This window comes from Komagataeibacter europaeus LMG 18890, from assembly GCF_000285295.1.
Taxonomy (GTDB): Bacteria; Pseudomonadota; Alphaproteobacteria; order Acetobacterales; family Acetobacteraceae; genus Komagataeibacter; species Komagataeibacter europaeus.
The window spans coordinates 1-19,043 of record NZ_CADP01000036.1 but is presented as its reverse complement, the minus strand read 5'-3'; the positions used below and the strand labels follow the sequence as shown (position 1 = coordinate 19,043).

Sequence of the window (19,043 nt, the reverse complement as noted above, 5' to 3'; positions counted from 1 at the left end):
GGTCCGTCATGTCTGAGGCCCAGCAGAAAACCGGTGATATAGAAGATGTGCTGAAAACCCTCGATCGCGTGCAGTCCGAATACAGAAAGCAGGCGCCCGGGCAGGCCGCCGCATATGATCGGCTGCGGCAGGAATCCCGTGGGCCTGACGTCCAGAATGATCCTGGGTTCCGTACGCGCATCGCGTACGCCGTGCAGGATGTAGAGCGCCTTTTGGGACCGACGCTCGAAAAGGAGCATCCTCTCCGCGCCGAGATGACAGAGCGCGCGGCACATTATCCAGGTTTGGAGGAGCCTGTCGTGGCTGCGATGATGCGTGAAACGCATCGCCTTCAGCAGCCAGAAGTAAACGCGATCCGGACACTTGCCAGCGAGCTGGTTGAAGGACATCAGGATCCGGACCACCCGGATATCGCGCACACAATCGATAGCCTGAGGGCGACCATCTTTCCCGAACCAGGGCGCCAGCCAGCGCCAGGTCATGACCATGCTGCCGGGTCTGCGCACGATGAGAAAGGTCAGGCGGACAAAACCCGTGGAATGGCGTCGCCGGGGGAGGGCGCTCCGCCAGGACCGGAGCAGTCGGCCAGCAGCCAACCCGGACAGACCCATACGATGGATCCTCAGAAGGATTTTCAAGAGAAACAGACAGGTTCGGCAAAAGATGCGCCGGAAAGCCGATCGACGATGGATGGCAACGGCACAAAGGAAAAGGCGGCAGCGAACACACGGGAAACGAACGCGGCGGCCAAGGATCAGGAGGACGTCAAGGTTATTCGCGGTGGGGGCTTTGCCCGCCTTGCGGAAGCGATTGCCTCGCGCATTGATAGCCAGCCTGCGAACCCGGCATCATCGTGGATGGAAAAGGCCGTCGATTTCAGTACCCGGCTGCACACCGCGCGTGACGAAAAGAGCCTGGAGGCGACCGAACGTCTGGGAAAGCAGGCGGTGGAGGCCCTGCGTGACCTCAGGGAGCGGCCAGCTTCCTCCATCATGGCGGCGATTTCAGATGCAGGAAAGGGCGACCCTGACGGTGTTGCCGGTGTGTTGTCGGAGATGAAGGCCGGTGGCCGGTATGCGGATCTGCATAGCCAGTTTGTGACGGAGAAACAGAATAACCAGGCATTTGCGGCGCAACTGGAGAATGTCACCAGCAAGCTCGAAGCCTACGGAAAGGGAAGGGACGCCGCCGAGGCAACAGGCCAGCGCATGGGAATGCCCGGCAGTGTGACGCAGCGCTTCACCCAGATCGATGCCGAGATCGGCAGGACTGCTGCCGAAGTGCCCGGAAAAAAAGAGGGGGCCAGTGCGCTGGAAGACATGAGCGAGAAGGTCCGCGAGATGATGCACAAGGCTGTGACTGCAGTCACGGATTTCATGACGCGGATGAAGCCCGGTCCCACCGCCAGTCCTGCGCCGTGACTTCGCCGCTGGAGGACAAACCATGACGCCCTTTCGTCGCCCTGTATTCGCCATCCTGCCGCTTCTGTTTCTGTCGGCTCTTACCGTGTCCGCGGCAGCGCAGACGGTTGTCGCGACCGGTTCGGGAGATGCAGCCAGCAGCACGGGCTATAACGTGACATGGGACCTGCTTGATCCGGGCAGTGACTGGGCGGCGCAGGTCATCCGGTCTGTATTCCCGGTTTTCGGCCAGGATACGGGCGCGCCCAGCATCGGCAACGAGGCGACCGTCATAGGAACCATGATCGGGTGGTTCTCCGGGTTTGTCATGGCATTTGCGATGGCGGTCGTAAGCTATATCTACTTCATGAACATCCACCGGGGTGCAGAAACAGCGCAACTCCTTGGTAACAACCAGACCAGCATGTCGATCGTGCGGATCGGGATTGCGGCCATCCTGATGTGGCCGCTGCCGACAACCGGCTTCAATGCAGCGCAGGCCGTTGTCGTGCAGGGCTCGCTCTGGGGCATCGGTATGGCGAAGGTCGTTTACGACAAGGCGAAGCAGGCGATCGGACCAGACGGCAAGGTCATTGCACAGCCCCTTATCCCCGGCACAAAGGGGATTGTGACCGGCCTTGTAAAAAATGAGTTCTGCCGGGCCATTATTAACATTGCTGCGAATAACACGAGCCTGATTGCAGCCCCGACCGGGCAGACCGTCCTGTCCGTGACCGGCGGAAAGATGGGGATCATCAACTATTCTTACAATATGGCAGCCGGCGCAGGAGACGGGACACCAGTTTGCGGGGCCGTAAGTCTGCAGGCGCCCAATACTGACGCAGTGAATCTGGCCGGTTTCCAGGTCGACCAGGCGGGTATGCAAAAGCAGGTCCTTGATTCCGTGATCCTTGGCGACATTCGCAGCCAGGTTGAACAGGTGGCGCAGAAGTACTGGCAGACCAAAACGACAACGTCCTTGGCCCCACTCATGACCATCATCGTCAATGCCACCAACGATTATGCGTCGCGTCTCACGACGCAGGCGGCACAACTGCGTTCGAAGCTTCAGGACACGGTCAATAATCAGACGCTCGCGCTTCACCAATGGGGAATTTCGACGAACGGAGATGCGGTCAACACCAGCAGCCAGATGGATACTCTCGGGTGGACTGGCGCAGGAGCCTACTATCTCGAATTCGCGCGCCTCAATGGCCAGACCCTGTCTCTCATGACCGCAACGCCAACCATCACCACGCCATCCTATTCCGGTCTCGGAAACTATCTTGCCTCGGACATTGCGCCCCTGGTGCAGTCTGCGGACACCTTTATGGAGAACATTGACAGCATGGTTGCAACGCAGGATGGCGTGACCGCGCCAGGCGGGAATGCTGACCTGTACACAGGAGCGATACCGGGCGGAGACGGTGCGGGTGTGCTCGACCAGCTGTTCCGCGCCCTGCACCTGAATGATTACGCCCTGCAGATCGTGACCGGATTTATCGAGCCGTCCGGTACGAACGGCTACTGGACGGATCCGTTTGGCAATCTCATGTCACTTGGCAACTGGATGATCACGACCGCCCTTCTCACCATGGGCACTGCGTCGGTTCTTTCTTCTACGGCCGGCACCGTCGGTATTGGCGTGCTGTCGCTTCTGAGCGGAAATCCTGAAGGTGCCGTTGCGGCAGGGGCCGGGCACGCACTGATGCACTTTTTTGGCGCGCCGATTATCGGCGGCTGTTTCGCCATGCTTATGCCAGGCCTCACCATCGCCTATGTCATCCCGATGATCCCGTTTGTCATGTGGATGTTTGCCGTGGCTGGATGGTTCATCATGGTCTGTGAGTCCGTGATTGCAGCGCCTCTGTGGATGCTCGCGCATATGACCATGAACGGGGAGGGGCTGCACGGTCATGCAAAACAGGGTTATGCCCTTCTGTTCAATGTCATCTTCCGGCCGGTGCTGATGCTGTTCGGACTTTTCCTTGGATATTTTATATTTGATTCAGTGTCGTGGCTGATCCACATGTGTTTCGGCATTGCGGCCGGACTGGTGCTGTCAAACGGCTGGATTGTGAGCAACTTCCTCGGCATGATTGTTCTGGTCAGCCTGTTTGTCATGATTCATGTCACTTTGGCGTTCATTTCATTCAGGATGATCTCGATCCTACCCCAGCGGGTTCCCGCCATGATCGGATTTGGTGACGTGGACCGGGTCGACATCGACCAGTTCAGCCGGGACGCCGCCGTTGTCGGTATGGCGGGCACGTTGCTCTCGATTCAGCAGTCGCTCGGTGGGAGCGATCGAACTGCGACCCAGCCTATGGATGATAAAAATAGTAAGCAAATATATACGGGTGCAAATAAAGCTGTAGATACGACAATGAAAAAGATCCTATAGTGCGTTACACTTGGAGGGCATGAAATGTTTGGTGGCAACGGGTTGAGTGGGCCGGCAGGCTTCATACTCGGACGCATGTCGTGTCAGTATAGCGAGAGCTTGCAACGCAATATCCGACAGGCCCTTCATGGTGCTGCTCCGCCGCATTTTAACGAACTCGAAGAGCAGGTTCGGTTAATCAGTCGCTTGACCGAGGCACTTAATCTGGCAAATGCTCACTCCGATAAACTCGAAAGCCAGTTGGAAGACTGGAAAGACTACGCTCATGGCCTGGAATCCCAGATCAGAGAACTGAAAGACCATTTTTGTCGGACGAGTGCTCATGCTGAGCAGCTTGCCAACGATCTCAAAATATCAAGGGAACAGGAAAAAGACCGGGCGCAAGAACTTGAGGCAATCCGTGTCAATTACCGCCGACTCAGCGATGACCATGTCACACTGACAACCAAGGCCGAGAACATGGAACGACGGATTTGGGGCTATCTTTCCATGGAAAATGAATGGAGAAAGCGGCAGTCCTAGTCGCAAGATACTTGGTCAGGATGGTCTCCTCTAAGCGGGAGACCATTCGTGAAACATCTCATTCTACCTCTTGTCCTCTCCCCCTGGCTTGCGGCATGCAGCGCTGGCAACGTGTCGTCTGCTGCCCATGTGCATGGCCCAAAGGCTCCGCCGACCAGGCATGCGCGTTATGATCCGCACGCTGCCTACGGATCGACACGTGTAATCTGGACACCCCCTACGTGCGATCGCGCCGGTACGATCGTCCGGCCTGATGATCCACGGGTGATGCAGGGGCGCGAGGATTATGAACACGCCTCTTGGGCAACAGGCGCTCAGGGCGGCGACAAGAACGCGCCTCCCGGGACGTTCTGAGTGCTCCGCCGATCCTATCTATTCACCAGCGCAATGCAGATGGACTTGCGCTTACGGCTTGCGGGGAATGAGGCTGTCGGCGGTCGCGACAAATTGGCGGGCGGAACACAGGCGGCGTTCGCGGATCTGCCAGTTGAGCCACGCGTTCTGAAACGCCACGAGTGCCAGAAATGTCCAGAAGGGTGCGAACTCCAGCGCAGCAAGGAGTTGGGTGCCCTTCCAGTGGGAAAGGAGCATCTCTCCGGCCCAGCCAAGAATCAGACCTACAGCGAGCATACTGGCAGCAAGCGCCCGCCTGTATGTCTCATGCTGTCTCTGATCGAGTAAGATCGCCACAACGCGGGGTTCGACGCCATATTCGGCAGCGATCGCGGCGATATCAATAGGGGTACCGTCTGGCGCCCGCGGGCCCTGCATACCGGCTTTTGGCATCAGTAATGCCTTCCCGAGGGCTTCAATCAGCGCGGCATTTCTCGTTACATCGGACCAGGCGACCAATGTACGTGGATCGCCAATCACCAGCCGGGCCACCTTGCGCGTTCTTGCAAAAAAACGCCGCGGGCCGGTCTGGTCCTGTCGTGTCTTCATTGCGAGACCGAGGTCAGAAACGTGGCGACATCCGTGGGAACGCCGTCGAGCCGGCCGATCCTGCCATTGCGGTGCATCCAGACGAAGGTTGGGGTCCCTGTGAGCCCTATCCGCCGTGCAATCTCGGTATTGCGGGCAAGCTTCTCCTCACTATCCGGTTCAGGTGCTGTCAATCCTGGGTTTAGGCGACCGTTGACCCACGCTTGTGCCATCTCGTTTGCCGGAAGCGACAGCATGGCTCTCGCATTGACGGTGCTGGCGCCATTATCCTCGTAATCAAGCAATGACAGCGGGACTATTTTCAGGCGAACTTTCCCTGCATCGATTGCGGGCTGAAGGATATGCATCGCCTTCATCGAGTAGATACATTGCGGGTCTATGAACATGATGACTTCCGGGGCTGAAGGTATCCCTATAAGGCCTCCCGAGAGACCCGGGAGCCCGGACTGTTCGTTAGCGTCGGCTGAAGCGCCAGAGATACTGATTTCCGGGACGGCTCCAGGAATGCCCCTGATCTGGTCTCTCGTGATGTCCTGTCCGGTGGCGCCCCACATGCGGGCAGCGACTGCTGCCTTGCCATCCGGGGTCGCATAGACGACCTGAAAACGGTTATCTGCCCGAACAAACATTCCCCTGATGCCATCGACCGGCGCGAGATCGTGGGCGCGCGATCCGGCCAGGGAACGTAGGGTGTCGTAGGGGACCGGGATCAGCGTGCCGCTAAGCACGATCGCATGGCTTTCCGGAGCGAAAAAGACGAGGAGTTCGTTCCGGGTATGGGCGATGCCAGCTTCGAAGCCGTGGAGATCGGGTAGTTTTTCGATGTTGGCCCCTGCGATTCCAAGGTGGGCGACTGCATCGGTCCTACCTTTATCACCATGTTCCAGGGGCGGCCCTATGGTGTCGCTCCTGGACCCAATCGGAGTAGACACAGAGCATTGCTGTCCTCGCGCTGGCGCGTGCATGAGCAGGAGAAATGGCAACACGTAGAAACAGCGCATGGCGGACTCCGGACAATACCTATGTCCTGTACGCCCTGATCATGCGACTGCGATTAAAAAATCATTCCTTGTCGTTCCCCCTTTCTCGAGACAGGGGATTTTCAAAAGCAGGGTTGATCGGGGAGAGAATAAACGTCTCTTCTGCTTCGCTTCCTAACTCGTCGATCGACATCTCGCTTATCATTTTTACAAGAATATCAACGCGGAGCTGCAAATAATGGGAATTCGGGTGGTCGTCTTTCAACTGACGGCCTTTTTCGTGGCAAAGCACCAGAATGGGGTGCAATGATCTTGCCTGCTCACGCTTGGCAGTTGATGTTTTCGCTGGAGAAGCAATGTATTCAATATTGCATCTCAGCGCTAAAATCGCCTGAACCAGCGTCAGGCATAGCTGTCCGGATTGTTCGTCATCGATAAGCTCGAAACGCGAGCGAAGTTCATCAAACTTCATGTCATCCTCACACGGATCAAGACGAACACACTGAAGCAACGCAGTGCACGGTTGCCATGTTTCTTACGGAGCGCTGGAGCGGCATAACCCGATATACTTTGCCATTATTGACGATTTCCGTCGTGATTTAATCTGGTCACCTGGCTCCACGGAATCATGATCAGGATGCTCAATCTACACGATTCCGTCTTGTTGTAACGCATATCTCATTATTGTTACCAAGTGTTTCGTCAATATTCTGCGGGCACCGCATGTTCGAAACATGCACTGCACTTTCTGGCTGATCGAATGACAGTCACGCCTGAGTGGCGAGAAAAAGCGTCTTCTACGTCATCTCTCGACCGGGTCATGGTTTGAGGCAACCACCAATGTGCCGGATGATTGGCGTATCGGAAGACATCCGCATCGTACCATCCGACCTATAGATCGCAGGAAATGATCCATGCATGCTCCATGCAGAGTTGCAAAAGGCTGAAAGAAGTTCAGAATATCTGTACTTGGATAATAGATCATGTTAGCATCACGCGATGCGCAGGACCAATATGACATCCAGAAGATCGAGGAGCGCCGTTCCCCCAGGGAAAACAATACAACTTGGACTGTTCCCGCTATCTGTCCAGTTGCGCCGTATTCAACCCAGCTTCAATGAGTGGCGGTATTACGGATTGTCAGTTCAGCCCGACCTGTTCGGTGGTGCCGCGCTTGTTCGTAACTGGGGCAGGATCGGGACAGCTGGCACCCAGCGCGTGGATCTCTATCCGGACGAAGGCGCTGCGGTGAATGCTCTGACCGCGATGATCCGTTATCGCCTGAAACGCGGCTATATCGTTACACAGCCATGACTGGCCGCATTACCTGCAGGGGTAACCCGGTATGATCATCAGACAGGTGATAGAGATAAATACTGTATCCGCTTACCACGTCATGGAAAATTCGTGTGTGGATATATTCGGACTAAAAAACTTATCATCGACATTGGGGTGAGCCGTAGTTTTCGTGAAAGGCCCGCTGCATAAGCCAGTTTACGCCGTCTGATAGCGTAATCAGGGGCAGGCTCCGCCGCATACAATTTGCGTAAAACTTGATGTTCATGGTGCAATGTGATCGATGTAGGCAACGTGCCGCAATATATAATTCAGCTTTCGATACGCCATATTTTGCCGATTGCATAAAGACTTACACTCCGGCAATATTATTCGGTAAAAATATAGCGGAGAGGCTTTATCATGGACCAATCAGACGACCTATCCCCGGCAATTGTAATTGCCATGAGCGACATCGTGGCAGCGCATCTCGGCAATACCAATACCTCTCTGCCGACAGAACATGTCCCGGCGTTTATCCGCGATGTCTACGCTGCTATCCGCGAAACAACACCGGCCACAGAGAAAAATAGCAGCATCCCTGCCCAGCAGCCTGCAGTTCCAGTCGGGCAGTCGGTATTTCCTGACTACATCGTCTGTCTGGAAGATGGCAAAAAACTCAAAATGCTCAAGCGTCACCTGCAGACAAGGTATGGGATGACGCCAACGCAATACCGAGAGAAATGGCAGCTTCCTATGGATTATCCCATGGTTGCTCCGGAGTATGCCAAAATGCGGGCGACTCTGGCGCGAGACGCGGGTCTCGGACGTAAGGTTTTGGTGCCCCAGACCGCTCCCGTGGACGAAGCAACCGCAGCACCTTCTGTCGATAGTGCGACGAAAGAAGTGTTGGTCGACACTGCTGAGGCTGTATTACCCCCCAAAAAAACGATTTCGAAGCGATCCAGGTCGTCGGCAACTGAAACCGGATCTTCCGCGGCATCGCCAAAGAAAACGCCGGGTTCCAAGACTTCAGCGAGACCGCGTGCGGTACGGAAGACCGGCACGAAAGCAAAAGGGGCCAAGGTCTGACTGATCAGCCCGGCCTATCCGGCTTTGTCATAAGGCAGCCAGGCATCACCCGAACGTCAGGATGATCAGATGGTGAATGTTCATGAGGAAGATGTTCGAGTTATCATTGCGCCAGTTCGCGCCACACTGCTCAAACTGGAAGATCTCGTCGCCGGGATTACCGATCTGAACGGGCATGATGAAATTGACTTTGGACAGTCTGTAGGTGACGAAAGCTGGTGAACACCAAATCGCAGGTCACGTGGGTTCCGGACTGCGGCGACATTGTCTGGTTGGAATTTGATCCCTCAGCCGGGGCGGAAACGGGCTGTGCATCGGCCTGCGGTGCTTCTCAGCCCTGCAAGTTATAATGCCAAAGCGGGGATGACGCTTTGCTGCCCCATGACCACTAAAATCAAAGGCTATCCGTTTGAAGTAGCCGTAGTAGTAAAACCCGCCAGTGTGGTCCTCTCTGATCAGGTGAGAAGTCTGGACTGGCGGATGCGGAACGCGAAGCTCAAAGGAAAGGTCTCGGCAAAGGAAATTGAGGCAGTTCGTCAGCATGCCAGATTACTGGCTGGCCGAGGAAAACAGGGAAGCCCGAACATTTCTATGTATTCAAACATGTCCTGCCGGACTTCTTAATATGTGTTGTAGGTTCGACGCTCCATGCGCTTGTCTGATGAGCGATCAACCACGTTCTACGCCGACATACAGGGCAACGTTGGCCTCTGCGCCAGAAAACGGAAACATGAGATGTGCAGCACAGCCGAACAGGGTCACGTTCGGTTGCGGCTGCCAGCACATTCCTGGCGGTAGGTTGCTATACGTTAGCAATGGCACCGGGCTGTGGTCGGGTTTTGTAATCTAATTGGGCAGGGGTGTGAAATCACCTGTTTCAGTCTGGGTGCGGGGTGAGTCTGGAGCCTTATCCTGACGCCGATGAGCGTTCAAAACGCCGGGTACCGGCTAGACGAGCCATCAGCCCGCATATGAGTGCGGCTGCACAACGCGGGCCTATGTATGATACCGGTGATCGGGTTGAAAAAGGCAGAGCTGGGTACCGAGGGCACGACAGCATCATGTCCGTCCGTAGCAAGGAACTTTAACAGATGCTCAAATCCGAGATACGAGCCTAGCCAGCTGTGGCAGAGCAGCACAAGTGGGCAAGACGCCACGCCTTCGGTGGGTGTTATTGACAGCCAGTCGGTTAAAACCGCTACAACAGCGGCCGCTGTGGTTATGACGCGAGCAAAAAAAATCAAGGGTCGCGAGCGGCATATCTCGACCGACACGCTGTGTCATGTCGTGGCAGCTGTCGTGCATCCCGCCGACATTCAGGATCATAACGGTGCGCCGCCGGCAGCAACCAAAATACGCTCATTGTTCGCTTGGCTGCGCCATCTGATTGGTGAGGGTGGATATGCTGGCGAGAAGTTGCGTGGTGTGCTGGTCGAACGTGGCCGACGGACGATCGAGATCGTCAAGCGCAGCGATCGGGCTGAAGGCTTCATCATCATGCCGAAACGCTGGATCGTGGAGCGTCGCTTCGTATGGCTCGGACGCTGCCGCCGTTTCACGAAACATGTCGAGGCACCAATCTCGTTATCCTGTGCACAGTTGATGATTGTCCATATCTGCAGGGTGCTGAGACAAATCAATCAAACCGCTTTCTAATTCAGGCTCTAACAGAGCCTTAAATTCACATATGAAATTATCGCTTACTCTAAATATAGAAATGATAATCATTTTCATAATATAAATTCTCTTTTGTAGACCGGATGTTCAGGTTCACGTCAGGTTTCTCTGTTACCGTCAGAAAGTCATCGTCGTGATGGCAGGAACTTTATGTACGCCGGGGAACAGACGCTTATTATGCAAAGGATAGTGCGGGATAGTCTGTATGCAGCCTGTATTTTCTTCCTAGGGGTGTCGGCCGCTTGGGCGGATGATGGGACAGAGGGCATATGTATGACGGTCCGGCATGGTATACGTTTGCATGTAGATGGCATGTATGGGGGTTATCCCCATTCCGTACTGCGTGACGCCGTGCTGCAGGGCGTGGCGTGCCCCTCTGATGAAGCTGAACGGCATGTCTTCGGTCTCATTGCCGACCCGCCGCCACACCTGCGTATTTCCGTTACGAGGCCCATGGGGCAGGGGCAGCAGGGGGCGATTTCGGCCCGGCTGTTCTCGCAGGGGCATTTTGTCATCGGGGAACGCATGTCCCTTTCGCCCCTGGCGCGTTCGCAGTCCCCGTTTTCGGTCACGTCCGAGATCAATCTGCTGATGGCGCGACTGTGGAGCGATTTGGCCGAACGGATCAGCCATGGTGGTCGCGCCATTCCATGATGGCCTGAAGCATGAACCGCGCCATCCCCCCCATCCCCCCCATCGTGTCGATCGCCATGGCCTGTGCCCTGCCATGGATGGCCCTGGCCCAGGACGCCCGCCCTGGCCCATCCTTCCATGAAGCCGTCGGCATGGCCTGGGCGATCGATCCCGTCCGCACCGAACTTCAGGTCGGCCATCATTCCGCCCGCGCCCGCGCCAGCGCTGCCGGGTCATGGTTTGCCGGCGGCCCGACCCTGTCGGGTGAATACATGGATGACCACATGCTGGGCAGTAACGAAGGCTATACAACCTATCAGGGCGGCGTATCGGTGCCGCTGTGGTTGCCGGGGCAGGGCAGTGCAACAAAACAGGTAGCCAGCGCGGAAGCCGCGTCGATTGATGAGCAGCTCAATGTCGAACACATGGCGCTATCCATCCGGGTGCTGGACGCAGCTGCCGCCGCCCTGATTGCCCGTACCCGGATGGATGTGGCCCATGCCCTGTACGATGCGACAGCGCGCATGGCCGGCAATGCGACGCATGCGGTGCATGGTGGGGAACTGGCCTCGGTCGATGGGCAGATGGCGCAGGCGGCGATGGAGAACGCGCGCAATGAACTGGCCCTGGCACAGGAGGAAGCGCAGAACGCGACTACGGCCCTGGAGGTGCTGCTGGGGCGCCCGGTTGTGCCTGACCTGAGCCGTTATGGTGGCGGCGACGTGACGCAGGCCCGTTTTGTCAGCCCGCGCGACATGGAAGACAACGATCCCCGCATAAAGGTCGCGCACCGCAATGTGGAAGCCGCCGAAGCGAACATGAAACTGGCGCGCCGTTCGTTCATGCCCAACCCGGAAATCGGCGTGGACGCCATTCATGAAAAGCAGTACGGCAGCCCGTGGGATGATCGTGTGGGCGTGAATTTCAGCATCCCCCTGCCCAGCGAGGTCCGTAACACCCCCATCATGTCCGAAGCCCGCAACCGCCTGGCCACGGCCACCAGCCAGGAAACGCAGGCGCGGCGCATGGTGCATCTGGAAATGATGCGCGTGCGTGAACGCCTGATCGCGGCCACCACGGCACGACAGGCTACCCGCAGTGCCGCAGAGAATATGGAAAAGCGGGCCCAGGCGCAGGAACGGGCCTGGCAAGTAGGCGAAGCCGGTGTGGATACGGCGCTTGCCGCCCGGCAGGCGGCCGCCAATACCCGACTGGCCAGTGTCCGGGCTGAAGTGGAATGGCATGTCGCCAGCATCCGCATGCTGATTGCAACAGGTGTCGTGCCATGAAGCGGATTGCCTCCATCCTGTTTCTTCTCGGCCTGTCCGCCCTGCCTGCCCATGCCGGGGAGGGGACGCTGCCCCCGATCGTGAAGCTGGACGGGGCGGCGGTTGCCAATGAAGGGGTAACCATCGTCACAGCCACGCCGGGTCGCGTGGCACCCATGCTGCCGGTCATGAGCCGGGTCATGCCCGATACGACGCGGGTCGTTCATATCCATCCCGCCGGCAGTGGCAAGGTGCTGGCAGTACTGGTACAGCCCGGAGCATCCGTGCAGCGGGGGCAGGCGCTGGTGCGCTATCAGGATCATTCCCTGCATGTTGCGCGCCTGCAGGCGGTTCAGATGCGTGCAGCGCTTGCTGCCGCCATTGCGGCCCGGACCGATGCGGCAGGCGCGGTGCAGCGGGCTAGGGCACTGGCTGGCGAGAGCATATCATTGGCCGAACTGCGCCGCAGGCAGGACGTGCTGGCACAGGCGGATGCCACCATGCGTGCACGCCAGGCGGATGTGGACACGTTGGGCCACCGTTTTGCCGAGGAGTTCAATTCATCATCGGAGCAGGACAGTCAGGGCGCGGAAGACGAAACCTCGACCCTGATCTCCCCTGTCAACGGCATGGTGCAGGTGATCGGTACGTCAGTGGCGGGTGATGTGGACCCGAGCATGGATGTGGCCACCGTCGCGGATCTGTCCAGCATATGGCTTGTCTCCGACATCCCGCCGGACCAGGCGGCGCGGATCGCACCAGGCGGCCAGCAGGTAACGCGGACGGCAGACGGCCCGTTTACATCCCGTATCGATACGGTGGACGGGATGGCCAGTTCCCTGACCGGGCTGGTCCGGGTCATAAGCCGTGTGTCAAACCCCACTGGCGCGCTGGTGCCCGGTATGGTGCTGGATTCCGCACTGGCTCAGCGTGACAGCGTGGCGGGTCTTGTCGTGCCGTCCGAAGCCATCCAGCAGATTGACGGGCGCAGCGTCGTGTTCGTGCGGGTGAACGCGACGGACTACCGGCCGGTCGTGGTCGATGTGGCACTGGATGACGGGCGGCAGGCAGTGCTGCGTTCCGGCCTGACAGAGGGCGAGCCGGTGGTGGGTCATGGTAGTTTTGCCCTGCGTTCCGTCATCGGTCTGGCCGGAATGGATGCAGACTGATGGCACATGCCTACCTTGCCACCCTGATCCGTGCGCGCATGCTGGTGCTGGGCGGTCTTGGCCTGCTGCTGGCCGCGGGCATCATGACTGTCCTGGGCCTGCCGGTGGAAGCGGTGCCGGATATTTCGCCCCGGCAGGTTCTCGTCTCGGTCGTGGCGCCGGGCCTTGCGACGGAGGAAGTGGAAAAACTCATCACCTTTCCCGTCGAGACCAGCATGACCGGAATCCCCGGCATGACTGACCTGCGTTCCGTATCGCGCGGCGGCGTCTCGGTGGTGTATGTGCAGTTTGCCGATGATACCGACATCAACCTGGACCGCACCCGCGTGAACGAGCGCATACAGCAGGCGCGCGCCAGCATATCCGTGCCCGGCATTACCGTCAGCATGGGGCCGCTGGCTACCGGAATGGGCGAGATCATGCAGTTCCAGATCCGTGGCGCGGGGGGTTCGCTCATGGAACTCAACCGCATCATGAACTGGACCGTGGTGCCGCAGATGCGTCTTGTACCCGGTGTGGTGGATGTCAACGTCAATGGCGGGGCGGAAGAAACCTATGAGGTGACGCTGGACCCCGCGCGGCTGATCGGCAGCAACCTTTCGGTAGGCGAGGTCTATCGTGCGGTGGATGCCGGCAACGCGGCATCCGGCGGCGGATGGATCACGCACCATGCCGAACAGCAGAGCGTGGTCGGACGCGGGCTGGTCGGCAGCCTGGCCGACTTTGGCAACATTGCCGTGCGCACCAACCCCGATGGGTCCGCCGTGCGGCTGCGCGATCTTGGCCGCGTGCGCGCAGGCGCGCGCACCCGTCTGGGGGCGGTAACGCGTGACGGGCAGGGCGAGATCGTGATCGGCGTGGTGATGATGGAAAGCGGGGCGAGTTCCAACGCAACGCTTGCCGCCATCAACCGTGCGCTGCCGGGCATACGGCAGGCTTTGCCCGCAGGCGTCACGATCGAACCCTATTACACCCGCGCCACCCTGACCGGGCAGACCATCGCCACCGTGCGTGACAACCTGGTCATGGGCGCCGTGCTGGTGGTGGGGGTGCTGGTGGTGGTGATCGGGAGCTGGCAGGCCGCCCTTGTCATTGCCTCGGTCATTCCGGTTGCCCTTGTCTGCGCGATGGCGGGCATGCGGCAGTTCGGTATCTCGGCCAACCTGCTCAGCCTTGGCGCAATCGATTTCGGCATGATTGTCGATGGTTCGCTGGTGGTGATCGAACATGTGCTGTCGCGCAGGGAGGAGGAGCCGGACGCCGAATTCATTCCGCTGGTCATCTCCTCCGTGCAGCAGGTCATGCGCCCGGTGGGGTTTGCCATACTGGTCATCATCATGGTCTATCTGCCGATCCTGACCCTGCAGGGGATCGAGGGGCACATGTTCCGCCCCATGGCGCAGACGGTCATCATGGCGCTGCTGGCGTCGCTGGCGTACTGCTTCATCTGCGTGCCCGTTCTGGCCGCCCTTGCGCTGGGGGGCGTGCGGCCTGCGGGTGATACGCGGCTGATTGCCTTCCTGCGCCGGCCCTATACCCATATGGTGACATGGGGGGAAACCCATCCACGCATCCTGTTTGGCGGTACGCTGGTGGTGCTGGCCCTTTCAGCGGGGCTTGCGATGAGGCTGGGCGGTGAGTTCATTCCCCAGCTTGATGAAGGGGCGCTGGCGGTCACCACCACGCGGCTGCCCTCGGCCTCGCTTGATACGGTTCTGGCGTCAGTCACGAAGCAGGAGCAGATCCTGCGCCGCTTCCCCGAAGTGCGCGCGGTGGTCAGCAATACCGGCACATCGGCCATTCCCACCGACCCGATGGGCGTGAACGAGACCGACAGCTTCATCTTCCTCAACCCACCCGCCACATGGAAAACCGCCCGCACGCAGGCGGGGCTGGTCGCCGCGATGGATGATACCCTGCGGCGCGAACTGCCCGATGCGCTGTATTCATGGAGCCAGCCGGTGCAGATGCGCATGGATGACCTGCTCTCTGGCGTGCGCACGCAGATTGCCGTCTCGATCTTTGGCGATGACCTGGCCATGCTGGCCGAGCTGGGTGACCGGGTGGTGGCGGCTATGTCCGGCGTGAAGGGGGCAGCGGACGTGGCGGCTGCGGGGGACGGCACCGTGCCGCTGATCGTGGTCGACATTGACCGCACGCAGGCTGCCAGCCGCAATGTGGCGGTGCAGGACATTCTCGATACGGTGGAGGCCATAGGCGGGCATATCGGCGCCCGGCCGGTGATCGTGGATAACGCCATCATCGGCACGCAGGTCCGCCTTGACCCCCGCGTGGCGACATCCGCCGCCGCCATTGGCGCGCTGCAGGTCCGGCGGATGGACGGGCAGGGGAATGCGATGCTGTCACAGGTGGCGCATGTGCATGAAGTCGATGGGCCGCCGCGCATAAGCCGCGACCGGGTACGCCGGCGCATGGTGGTGCAGGCCAATGTGCGCGGGCGTGATCTGTCTTCCTATGTAGCCGAAGCACAGGCCCGTGTGGCGCGGGACGTGAAGCTGCCCGCGGGCTATACCATGCAGTGGGACGGGCAGTTCCGTAACCTGCAATCAGCTACAAGGCGGCTGGAGATCGTGCTGCCCGTTGCCCTTGGCCTGATCTTTGCGCTGCTGGTGGTGGCGTTTGGCGCAGTGCGGCCCGCGCTGCTGGTGTTCGTCAACCTGCCGGTGGCGGCAACCGGCGGCATCGTGGCGCTGACGCTGCGCGGCATGCCGTTCAGCATTTCGGCGGGGATCGGCTTCATCGCGCTGTTTGGCGTGGCGATCCTGAATGGCGTGGTGCTGGTCAGTGAGATCGCAGCCCTGCGGGCACGGGGAATGGCCGTGGCACAGGCGGCCTTTGCGGCCGCGGAATCCCGCTTCCGTCCCGTCATGGCTACAGCCCTTGTCGCCAGCCTTGGCTTTTTTCCCATGGCGTTTTCCGAAAGTGCGGGCGCGGAAGTCGAGCGCCCGCTGGCCAGTGTGGTGATCGGCGGGCTGGTCACGTCCACGTTGCTGACCCTGCTTGTGCTGCCATCACTGTATGCCCGGGTCATGCGGGAAAAGGATCAGGACTGATGCGTATCCTTATTGTCGAGGATGAATACGATCTGGGTGTGGCGGTGCAGGAGCGCGTGGGTCTGGACGGGCATGCCGTGGACTGGTTCACGACGCTGGAGGACGCGCGCGCGGCCATGGCAACGGTGGATTATGATTTCATGCTGCTCGACCTTGGCCTGCCCGATGGAAGTGGGCGCGACCTGTTGCGTGAGGTCCGTCGGACATCATCAGACATCGCCATCCTCATCACCACGGCAGAGGACCAGATCAGTGACCGTATCGCGGGTCTGTCCGAAGGGGCAGATGATTATATCGTCAAGCCCTATGACCTGAATGAACTCGTGGCCCGTATTGCGGCAGTGGCCCGCCGGTATGCATCGCCGCGCAGGCACGCGCACTGCCGCGTGGGAGAGATTACGATAGACCGGGAGAACCGGTCTGTATCGCGTGATGGCGAGCGGCTGGACCTGACCGCGCGGGAATGGAGCATCATGGAACTGCTGTCGCGCAGTCCGGGCCGGATCTATTCGCGCCAGCAGATTGACACCGCGCTGTATGCGCTGGACCGGGACGTGGACAGCAATACCGTCGAGGTTTTCATCAGCCGCCTGCGGCGCAAGGTCGGCAACACGGTCATCCGGACCATACGCGGCCGTGGCTACTGCCTCGATGCAAGGGACGGCGCATGAAAAGCTGGAGCCTGTCTACCCGGATCATCAGCAGCGTACTCATGGTCGTGATACTGGGGCTGCTGATCCTCAGTGTCGCGGTAGGTGGATTTACCCGCTACGAGGTAACGGAACGGCTGGACAACTCGCTGCAGGAAGTTTCCGAGCGCCTGCAGACGGCTGTGGAGACACGACTGCATGATCCTGGTGCGGCGTCATCCATCGCCTGGCTGCCGGAAGTCGGGCCACGCACCCTGGCCTATCAGATCGTGGATGTGACCGGGCATGTCGTGTTGCGTTCCCAGAATGCCCCGCAGGACGCATTCGAGCGCGCGTGGCGGACCGGGTTTGCTAATGTTCCGCATTTTCGCGTTTATGTCGCGTCACCCGTGGCGGAGAAATACCGCGTTCTTGTGGGGGAACCGACCTTCCACCGGCGCGAGGCCGTCCGGCGCGCGATGCTGATCTCTGTCGTGCCCATGCTGCTTTTCATGCCGGTGATCTGGTGGCTGGTGCGCCTGATCGTGCGGCGCGCCCTGCGCCCGCTGGACCTGCTGCATGACGAGATGCGCGCACGTGGCAGCGGCAACCTTCAGCCCATTCCCCCCCTTGATCTCCCTGACGAACTAGTCTCCATCCAGCGCTCGATCAATACGCTGTTGGCGCGGTTGGAGGCAGCGCTCTCTACCGAGCGCGCCTTTGCCGCAAGCGCTGCGCATGAACTGCGTAACCCGCTTGGAGCCCTTCTGGCGCAGGTACAGATGCTGGGCCGACTGATGCCGGCGGGTTCGGATACGGGCCGGCGGGTGGAGCTCATTGCCGACCGGACCCGCAGGCTGGGCCGCACGGTGGAAAAACTGCTGCAGTTTTCCCGCGCCTCGTCCGGCGTCGCTTTCCGGCGCGACCGTTTCGACCTGATGACCGTAGTGCATGTCCTTGTCGATGATCTTGGGCATAATCCGTGTGACGGGCAGGGCATTGTCATCGCGCCAGACGGGATTCACCACATATTCGTACATGGTGACATGGATGCGACCGGCATCATGTTGCGCAACCTGCTTGAAAACGCCCTGCTGCATGGAGGGCACCATATGCCCGTGCGGGTGGCCGTGCTACCAGATGGTGGAATCGACATCACCAATGACTGCCCCGCGCTGCCACCCGGCATATTCCAGCGGCTGACTAGCCCATTCGTGCGCGGCGGGACCGGTAATCATGGCAGTGGCCTGGGTCTCGCCATTGCCAGTAATATCGCTACCCAAATGGACGTTACTCTGCGCTTACGTTCCCCACTTACAGGATCTGCCAGAGGATTTGGTGTGTGTGTCACCTTTCCAAACTCGAAGGTAACCTAATTCATGACAGTAGAGGAACAGACGCGCAGGCAACTCCATTTTGCGTACTCTACTCCCCTATGTCACGAATGCCCTGCGTCACGGTTGCCTGGTACAGCAGCCCGTTGGCAATATTCTTAGAGCCCGATCCGAAAGTTTTTGAACAATACCAGCCTGTTGTGATTCATCCGTCTTTACGAAGAGATGGAGTGAATGGTGACATGGACTGGTATTGCCCGACGTGAACATAGCCGGGAAGGAATGCGATATCCATCGGATACGACGGACGAAGAGTGGGCTCTGATCATGCCATTTATACCCCCGGCGAAACGGGGTGGTCGCCCCCGCACGACGGATATGCGCGAGGTGGTCAACGCGATGCTCTACATAGCCTCGGCCGGGTGTGCGTGGCGTTTGCTGCCGAAATGCTTTCCGCCGGTCTCGACCGTCAGGCGCTATTTTTACGCCTGGCGTGATGCCGGATTGTTCGAAGTCATGAATACGGTCCTGGTCATGAGCCTGCGCGAGATTGAGGGGCGTGAAGCCTCTCCAAGCGCGGGCGTGATTGATAGCCAGTCGGTAAAAACCACGGAAAGCGGCGGGCTTTCGGGCTATGACGCGGG

General features: G+C 59.2%; 17 protein-coding genes and 1 pseudogene. 15 read left to right on the top strand and 3 right to left on the bottom strand.

Annotation, left to right across the window (positions count from 1 at the left end; genetic code table 11):
- The first annotated feature begins 8 nt into the window (after positions 1–8).
- Genes GEU01_RS11540 through GEU01_RS11530 form a run of 3 tightly spaced genes read left to right on the top strand, consistent with a single transcriptional unit; the run spans position 9 to position 4,326 of the window.
- Positions 9–1,421, top strand: a complete 1,413-nt coding sequence (locus tag GEU01_RS11540; RefSeq protein ID WP_026018685.1) for a hypothetical protein — start codon at positions 9–11, stop codon at positions 1,419–1,421.
- Between the two features lie 22 nt (positions 1,422–1,443).
- The gene (locus tag GEU01_RS11535; RefSeq protein ID WP_019086204.1) at positions 1,444–3,804 is read left to right on the top strand and encodes a DotA/TraY family protein; all 2,361 of its coding nucleotides are present in this window, start codon (positions 1,444–1,446) and stop codon (positions 3,802–3,804) included.
- Between the two features lie 24 nt (positions 3,805–3,828).
- The gene (locus GEU01_RS11530; protein WP_019086203.1) at positions 3,829–4,326 is read left to right on the top strand and encodes a hypothetical protein; all 498 of its coding nucleotides are present in this window, start codon (positions 3,829–3,831) and stop codon (positions 4,324–4,326) included.
- Positions 4,327–4,731: 405 nt separating this feature from the next.
- Here GEU01_RS11530 and GEU01_RS11525 read toward each other — a convergent pair whose 3' ends face one another.
- From GEU01_RS11525 to GEU01_RS11515, 3 genes are all read right to left on the bottom strand, one after another.
- Positions 4,732–5,268, bottom strand: coding sequence for a hypothetical protein (locus GEU01_RS11525; protein ID WP_019086202.1), 537 nt, complete (start codon positions 5,266–5,268; stop codon positions 4,732–4,734).
- Positions 5,265–6,269 carry a thiol:disulfide interchange protein DsbG gene (locus GEU01_RS11520; RefSeq protein WP_019086201.1) on the bottom strand — a complete coding sequence of 335 codons (1,005 nt, stop codon included), beginning with the start codon at positions 6,267–6,269 and terminating at the stop codon, positions 5,265–5,267. The genes GEU01_RS11525 and GEU01_RS11520 overlap by 4 nt, the downstream gene beginning before the upstream one ends.
- 61 nt (positions 6,270–6,330) lie before the next feature.
- On the bottom strand, positions 6,331–6,720 hold the full coding sequence (locus tag GEU01_RS11515) for a hypothetical protein (protein ID WP_019086200.1): 390 nt from the start codon (positions 6,718–6,720) through the stop codon (positions 6,331–6,333).
- 527 nt (positions 6,721–7,247) lie between these two features.
- Between GEU01_RS11515 and GEU01_RS22665 the strand changes: the two genes are divergently transcribed.
- The 12 genes and pseudogenes from GEU01_RS22665 to GEU01_RS22660 all read left to right on the top strand — a co-directional run.
- A complete protein-coding gene (locus tag GEU01_RS22665; protein WP_198284466.1) occupies positions 7,248–7,562 on the top strand; it encodes a WGR domain-containing protein in 315 nt (104 codons plus the stop codon).
- A 384-nt stretch (positions 7,563–7,946) separates the two neighbouring features.
- Positions 7,947–8,615 (top strand): MucR family transcriptional regulator, encoded by a 669-nt coding sequence (locus GEU01_RS11505; RefSeq protein WP_019086198.1) that lies wholly within the window; start codon positions 7,947–7,949, stop codon positions 8,613–8,615.
- A gap of 69 nt (positions 8,616–8,684) precedes the next feature.
- Positions 8,685–8,837 carry an AbrB/MazE/SpoVT family DNA-binding domain-containing protein gene (locus tag GEU01_RS26280; protein ID WP_167331482.1) on the top strand — a complete coding sequence of 51 codons (153 nt, stop codon included), beginning with the start codon at positions 8,685–8,687 and terminating at the stop codon, positions 8,835–8,837.
- Between the two features lie 87 nt (positions 8,838–8,924).
- On the top strand, positions 8,925–9,239 hold the full coding sequence (locus tag GEU01_RS24300) for a type II toxin-antitoxin system PemK/MazF family toxin (RefSeq protein ID WP_306308847.1): 315 nt from the start codon (positions 8,925–8,927) through the stop codon (positions 9,237–9,239).
- Positions 9,240–9,758: 519 nt separating this feature from the next.
- Positions 9,759–10,271, top strand: a pseudogene (locus GEU01_RS24295) (transposase); the annotation flags it as partial.
- Between the two features lie 198 nt (positions 10,272–10,469).
- Positions 10,470–10,946 (top strand): hypothetical protein, encoded by a 477-nt coding sequence (locus GEU01_RS11490; RefSeq protein WP_370664434.1) that lies wholly within the window; start codon positions 10,470–10,472, stop codon positions 10,944–10,946.
- Positions 10,947–10,957: 11 nt separating this feature from the next.
- A complete protein-coding gene (locus GEU01_RS11485; protein ID WP_019086195.1) occupies positions 10,958–12,214 on the top strand; it encodes a TolC family protein in 1,257 nt (418 codons plus the stop codon).
- On the top strand, positions 12,211–13,362 hold the full coding sequence (locus GEU01_RS11480) for an efflux RND transporter periplasmic adaptor subunit (protein WP_019086194.1): 1,152 nt from the start codon (positions 12,211–12,213) through the stop codon (positions 13,360–13,362). Before GEU01_RS11485 ends, GEU01_RS11480 begins: the two co-directional genes overlap by 4 nt.
- On the top strand, positions 13,362–16,436 hold the full coding sequence (locus tag GEU01_RS11475) for an efflux RND transporter permease subunit (RefSeq protein WP_019086193.1): 3,075 nt from the start codon (positions 13,362–13,364) through the stop codon (positions 16,434–16,436). Before GEU01_RS11480 ends, GEU01_RS11475 begins: the two co-directional genes overlap by 1 nt.
- Positions 16,436–17,107 carry a response regulator transcription factor gene (locus tag GEU01_RS11470; protein ID WP_007396721.1) on the top strand — a complete coding sequence of 224 codons (672 nt, stop codon included), beginning with the start codon at positions 16,436–16,438 and terminating at the stop codon, positions 17,105–17,107. The genes GEU01_RS11475 and GEU01_RS11470 overlap by 1 nt, the downstream gene beginning before the upstream one ends.
- Entirely contained in the window at positions 17,104–18,441 is a 1,338-nt protein-coding gene (locus GEU01_RS11465) for a histidine kinase dimerization/phospho-acceptor domain-containing protein (RefSeq protein WP_007396722.1), read from the top strand. The genes GEU01_RS11470 and GEU01_RS11465 overlap by 4 nt, the downstream gene beginning before the upstream one ends.
- A 192-nt stretch (positions 18,442–18,633) precedes the next feature.
- A partial coding sequence (locus tag GEU01_RS22660) for an IS5 family transposase (RefSeq protein ID WP_042710803.1) occupies positions 18,634–19,043 on the top strand: 410 nt, incomplete at its 3' end.

Bases quoted from the DNA above. Each gene is read 5' to 3' on its own strand.
- GEU01_RS22665 (WP_198284466.1), top strand. From the start codon at position 7,248: ATGCGCAGGACCAATATGACATCCAGAAGATCGAGGAGCGCCGTTCCC.
- GEU01_RS11490 (WP_370664434.1), top strand. From the start codon at position 10,470: ATGCAAAGGATAGTGCGGGATAGTCTGTATGCAGCCTGTATTTTCTTC.
- GEU01_RS11470 (WP_007396721.1), top strand. From the start codon at position 16,436: ATGCGTATCCTTATTGTCGAGGATGAATACGATCTGGGTGTGGCGGTG.
- GEU01_RS11485 (WP_019086195.1), top strand. From the start codon at position 10,958: ATGAACCGCGCCATCCCCCCCATCCCCCCCATCGTGTCGATCGCCATG.
- GEU01_RS26280 (WP_167331482.1), top strand. From the start codon at position 8,685: ATGGTGAATGTTCATGAGGAAGATGTTCGAGTTATCATTGCGCCAGTT.
- GEU01_RS11515 (WP_019086200.1), bottom strand. From the start codon at position 6,720: ATGAAGTTTGATGAACTTCGCTCGCGTTTCGAGCTTATCGATGACGAA.
- GEU01_RS11505 (WP_019086198.1), top strand. From the start codon at position 7,947: ATGGACCAATCAGACGACCTATCCCCGGCAATTGTAATTGCCATGAGC.
- GEU01_RS11475 (WP_019086193.1), top strand. From the start codon at position 13,362: ATGGCACATGCCTACCTTGCCACCCTGATCCGTGCGCGCATGCTGGTG.
- GEU01_RS11535 (WP_019086204.1), top strand. From the start codon at position 1,444: ATGACGCCCTTTCGTCGCCCTGTATTCGCCATCCTGCCGCTTCTGTTT.
- GEU01_RS11530 (WP_019086203.1), top strand. From the start codon at position 3,829: ATGTTTGGTGGCAACGGGTTGAGTGGGCCGGCAGGCTTCATACTCGGA.
- GEU01_RS11465 (WP_007396722.1), top strand. From the start codon at position 17,104: ATGAAAAGCTGGAGCCTGTCTACCCGGATCATCAGCAGCGTACTCATG.
- GEU01_RS11540 (WP_026018685.1), top strand. From the start codon at position 9: ATGTCTGAGGCCCAGCAGAAAACCGGTGATATAGAAGATGTGCTGAAA.
- GEU01_RS11525 (WP_019086202.1), bottom strand. From the start codon at position 5,268: ATGAAGACACGACAGGACCAGACCGGCCCGCGGCGTTTTTTTGCAAGA.
- GEU01_RS11520 (WP_019086201.1), bottom strand. From the start codon at position 6,269: ATGCGCTGTTTCTACGTGTTGCCATTTCTCCTGCTCATGCACGCGCCA.
- GEU01_RS11480 (WP_019086194.1), top strand. From the start codon at position 12,211: ATGAAGCGGATTGCCTCCATCCTGTTTCTTCTCGGCCTGTCCGCCCTG.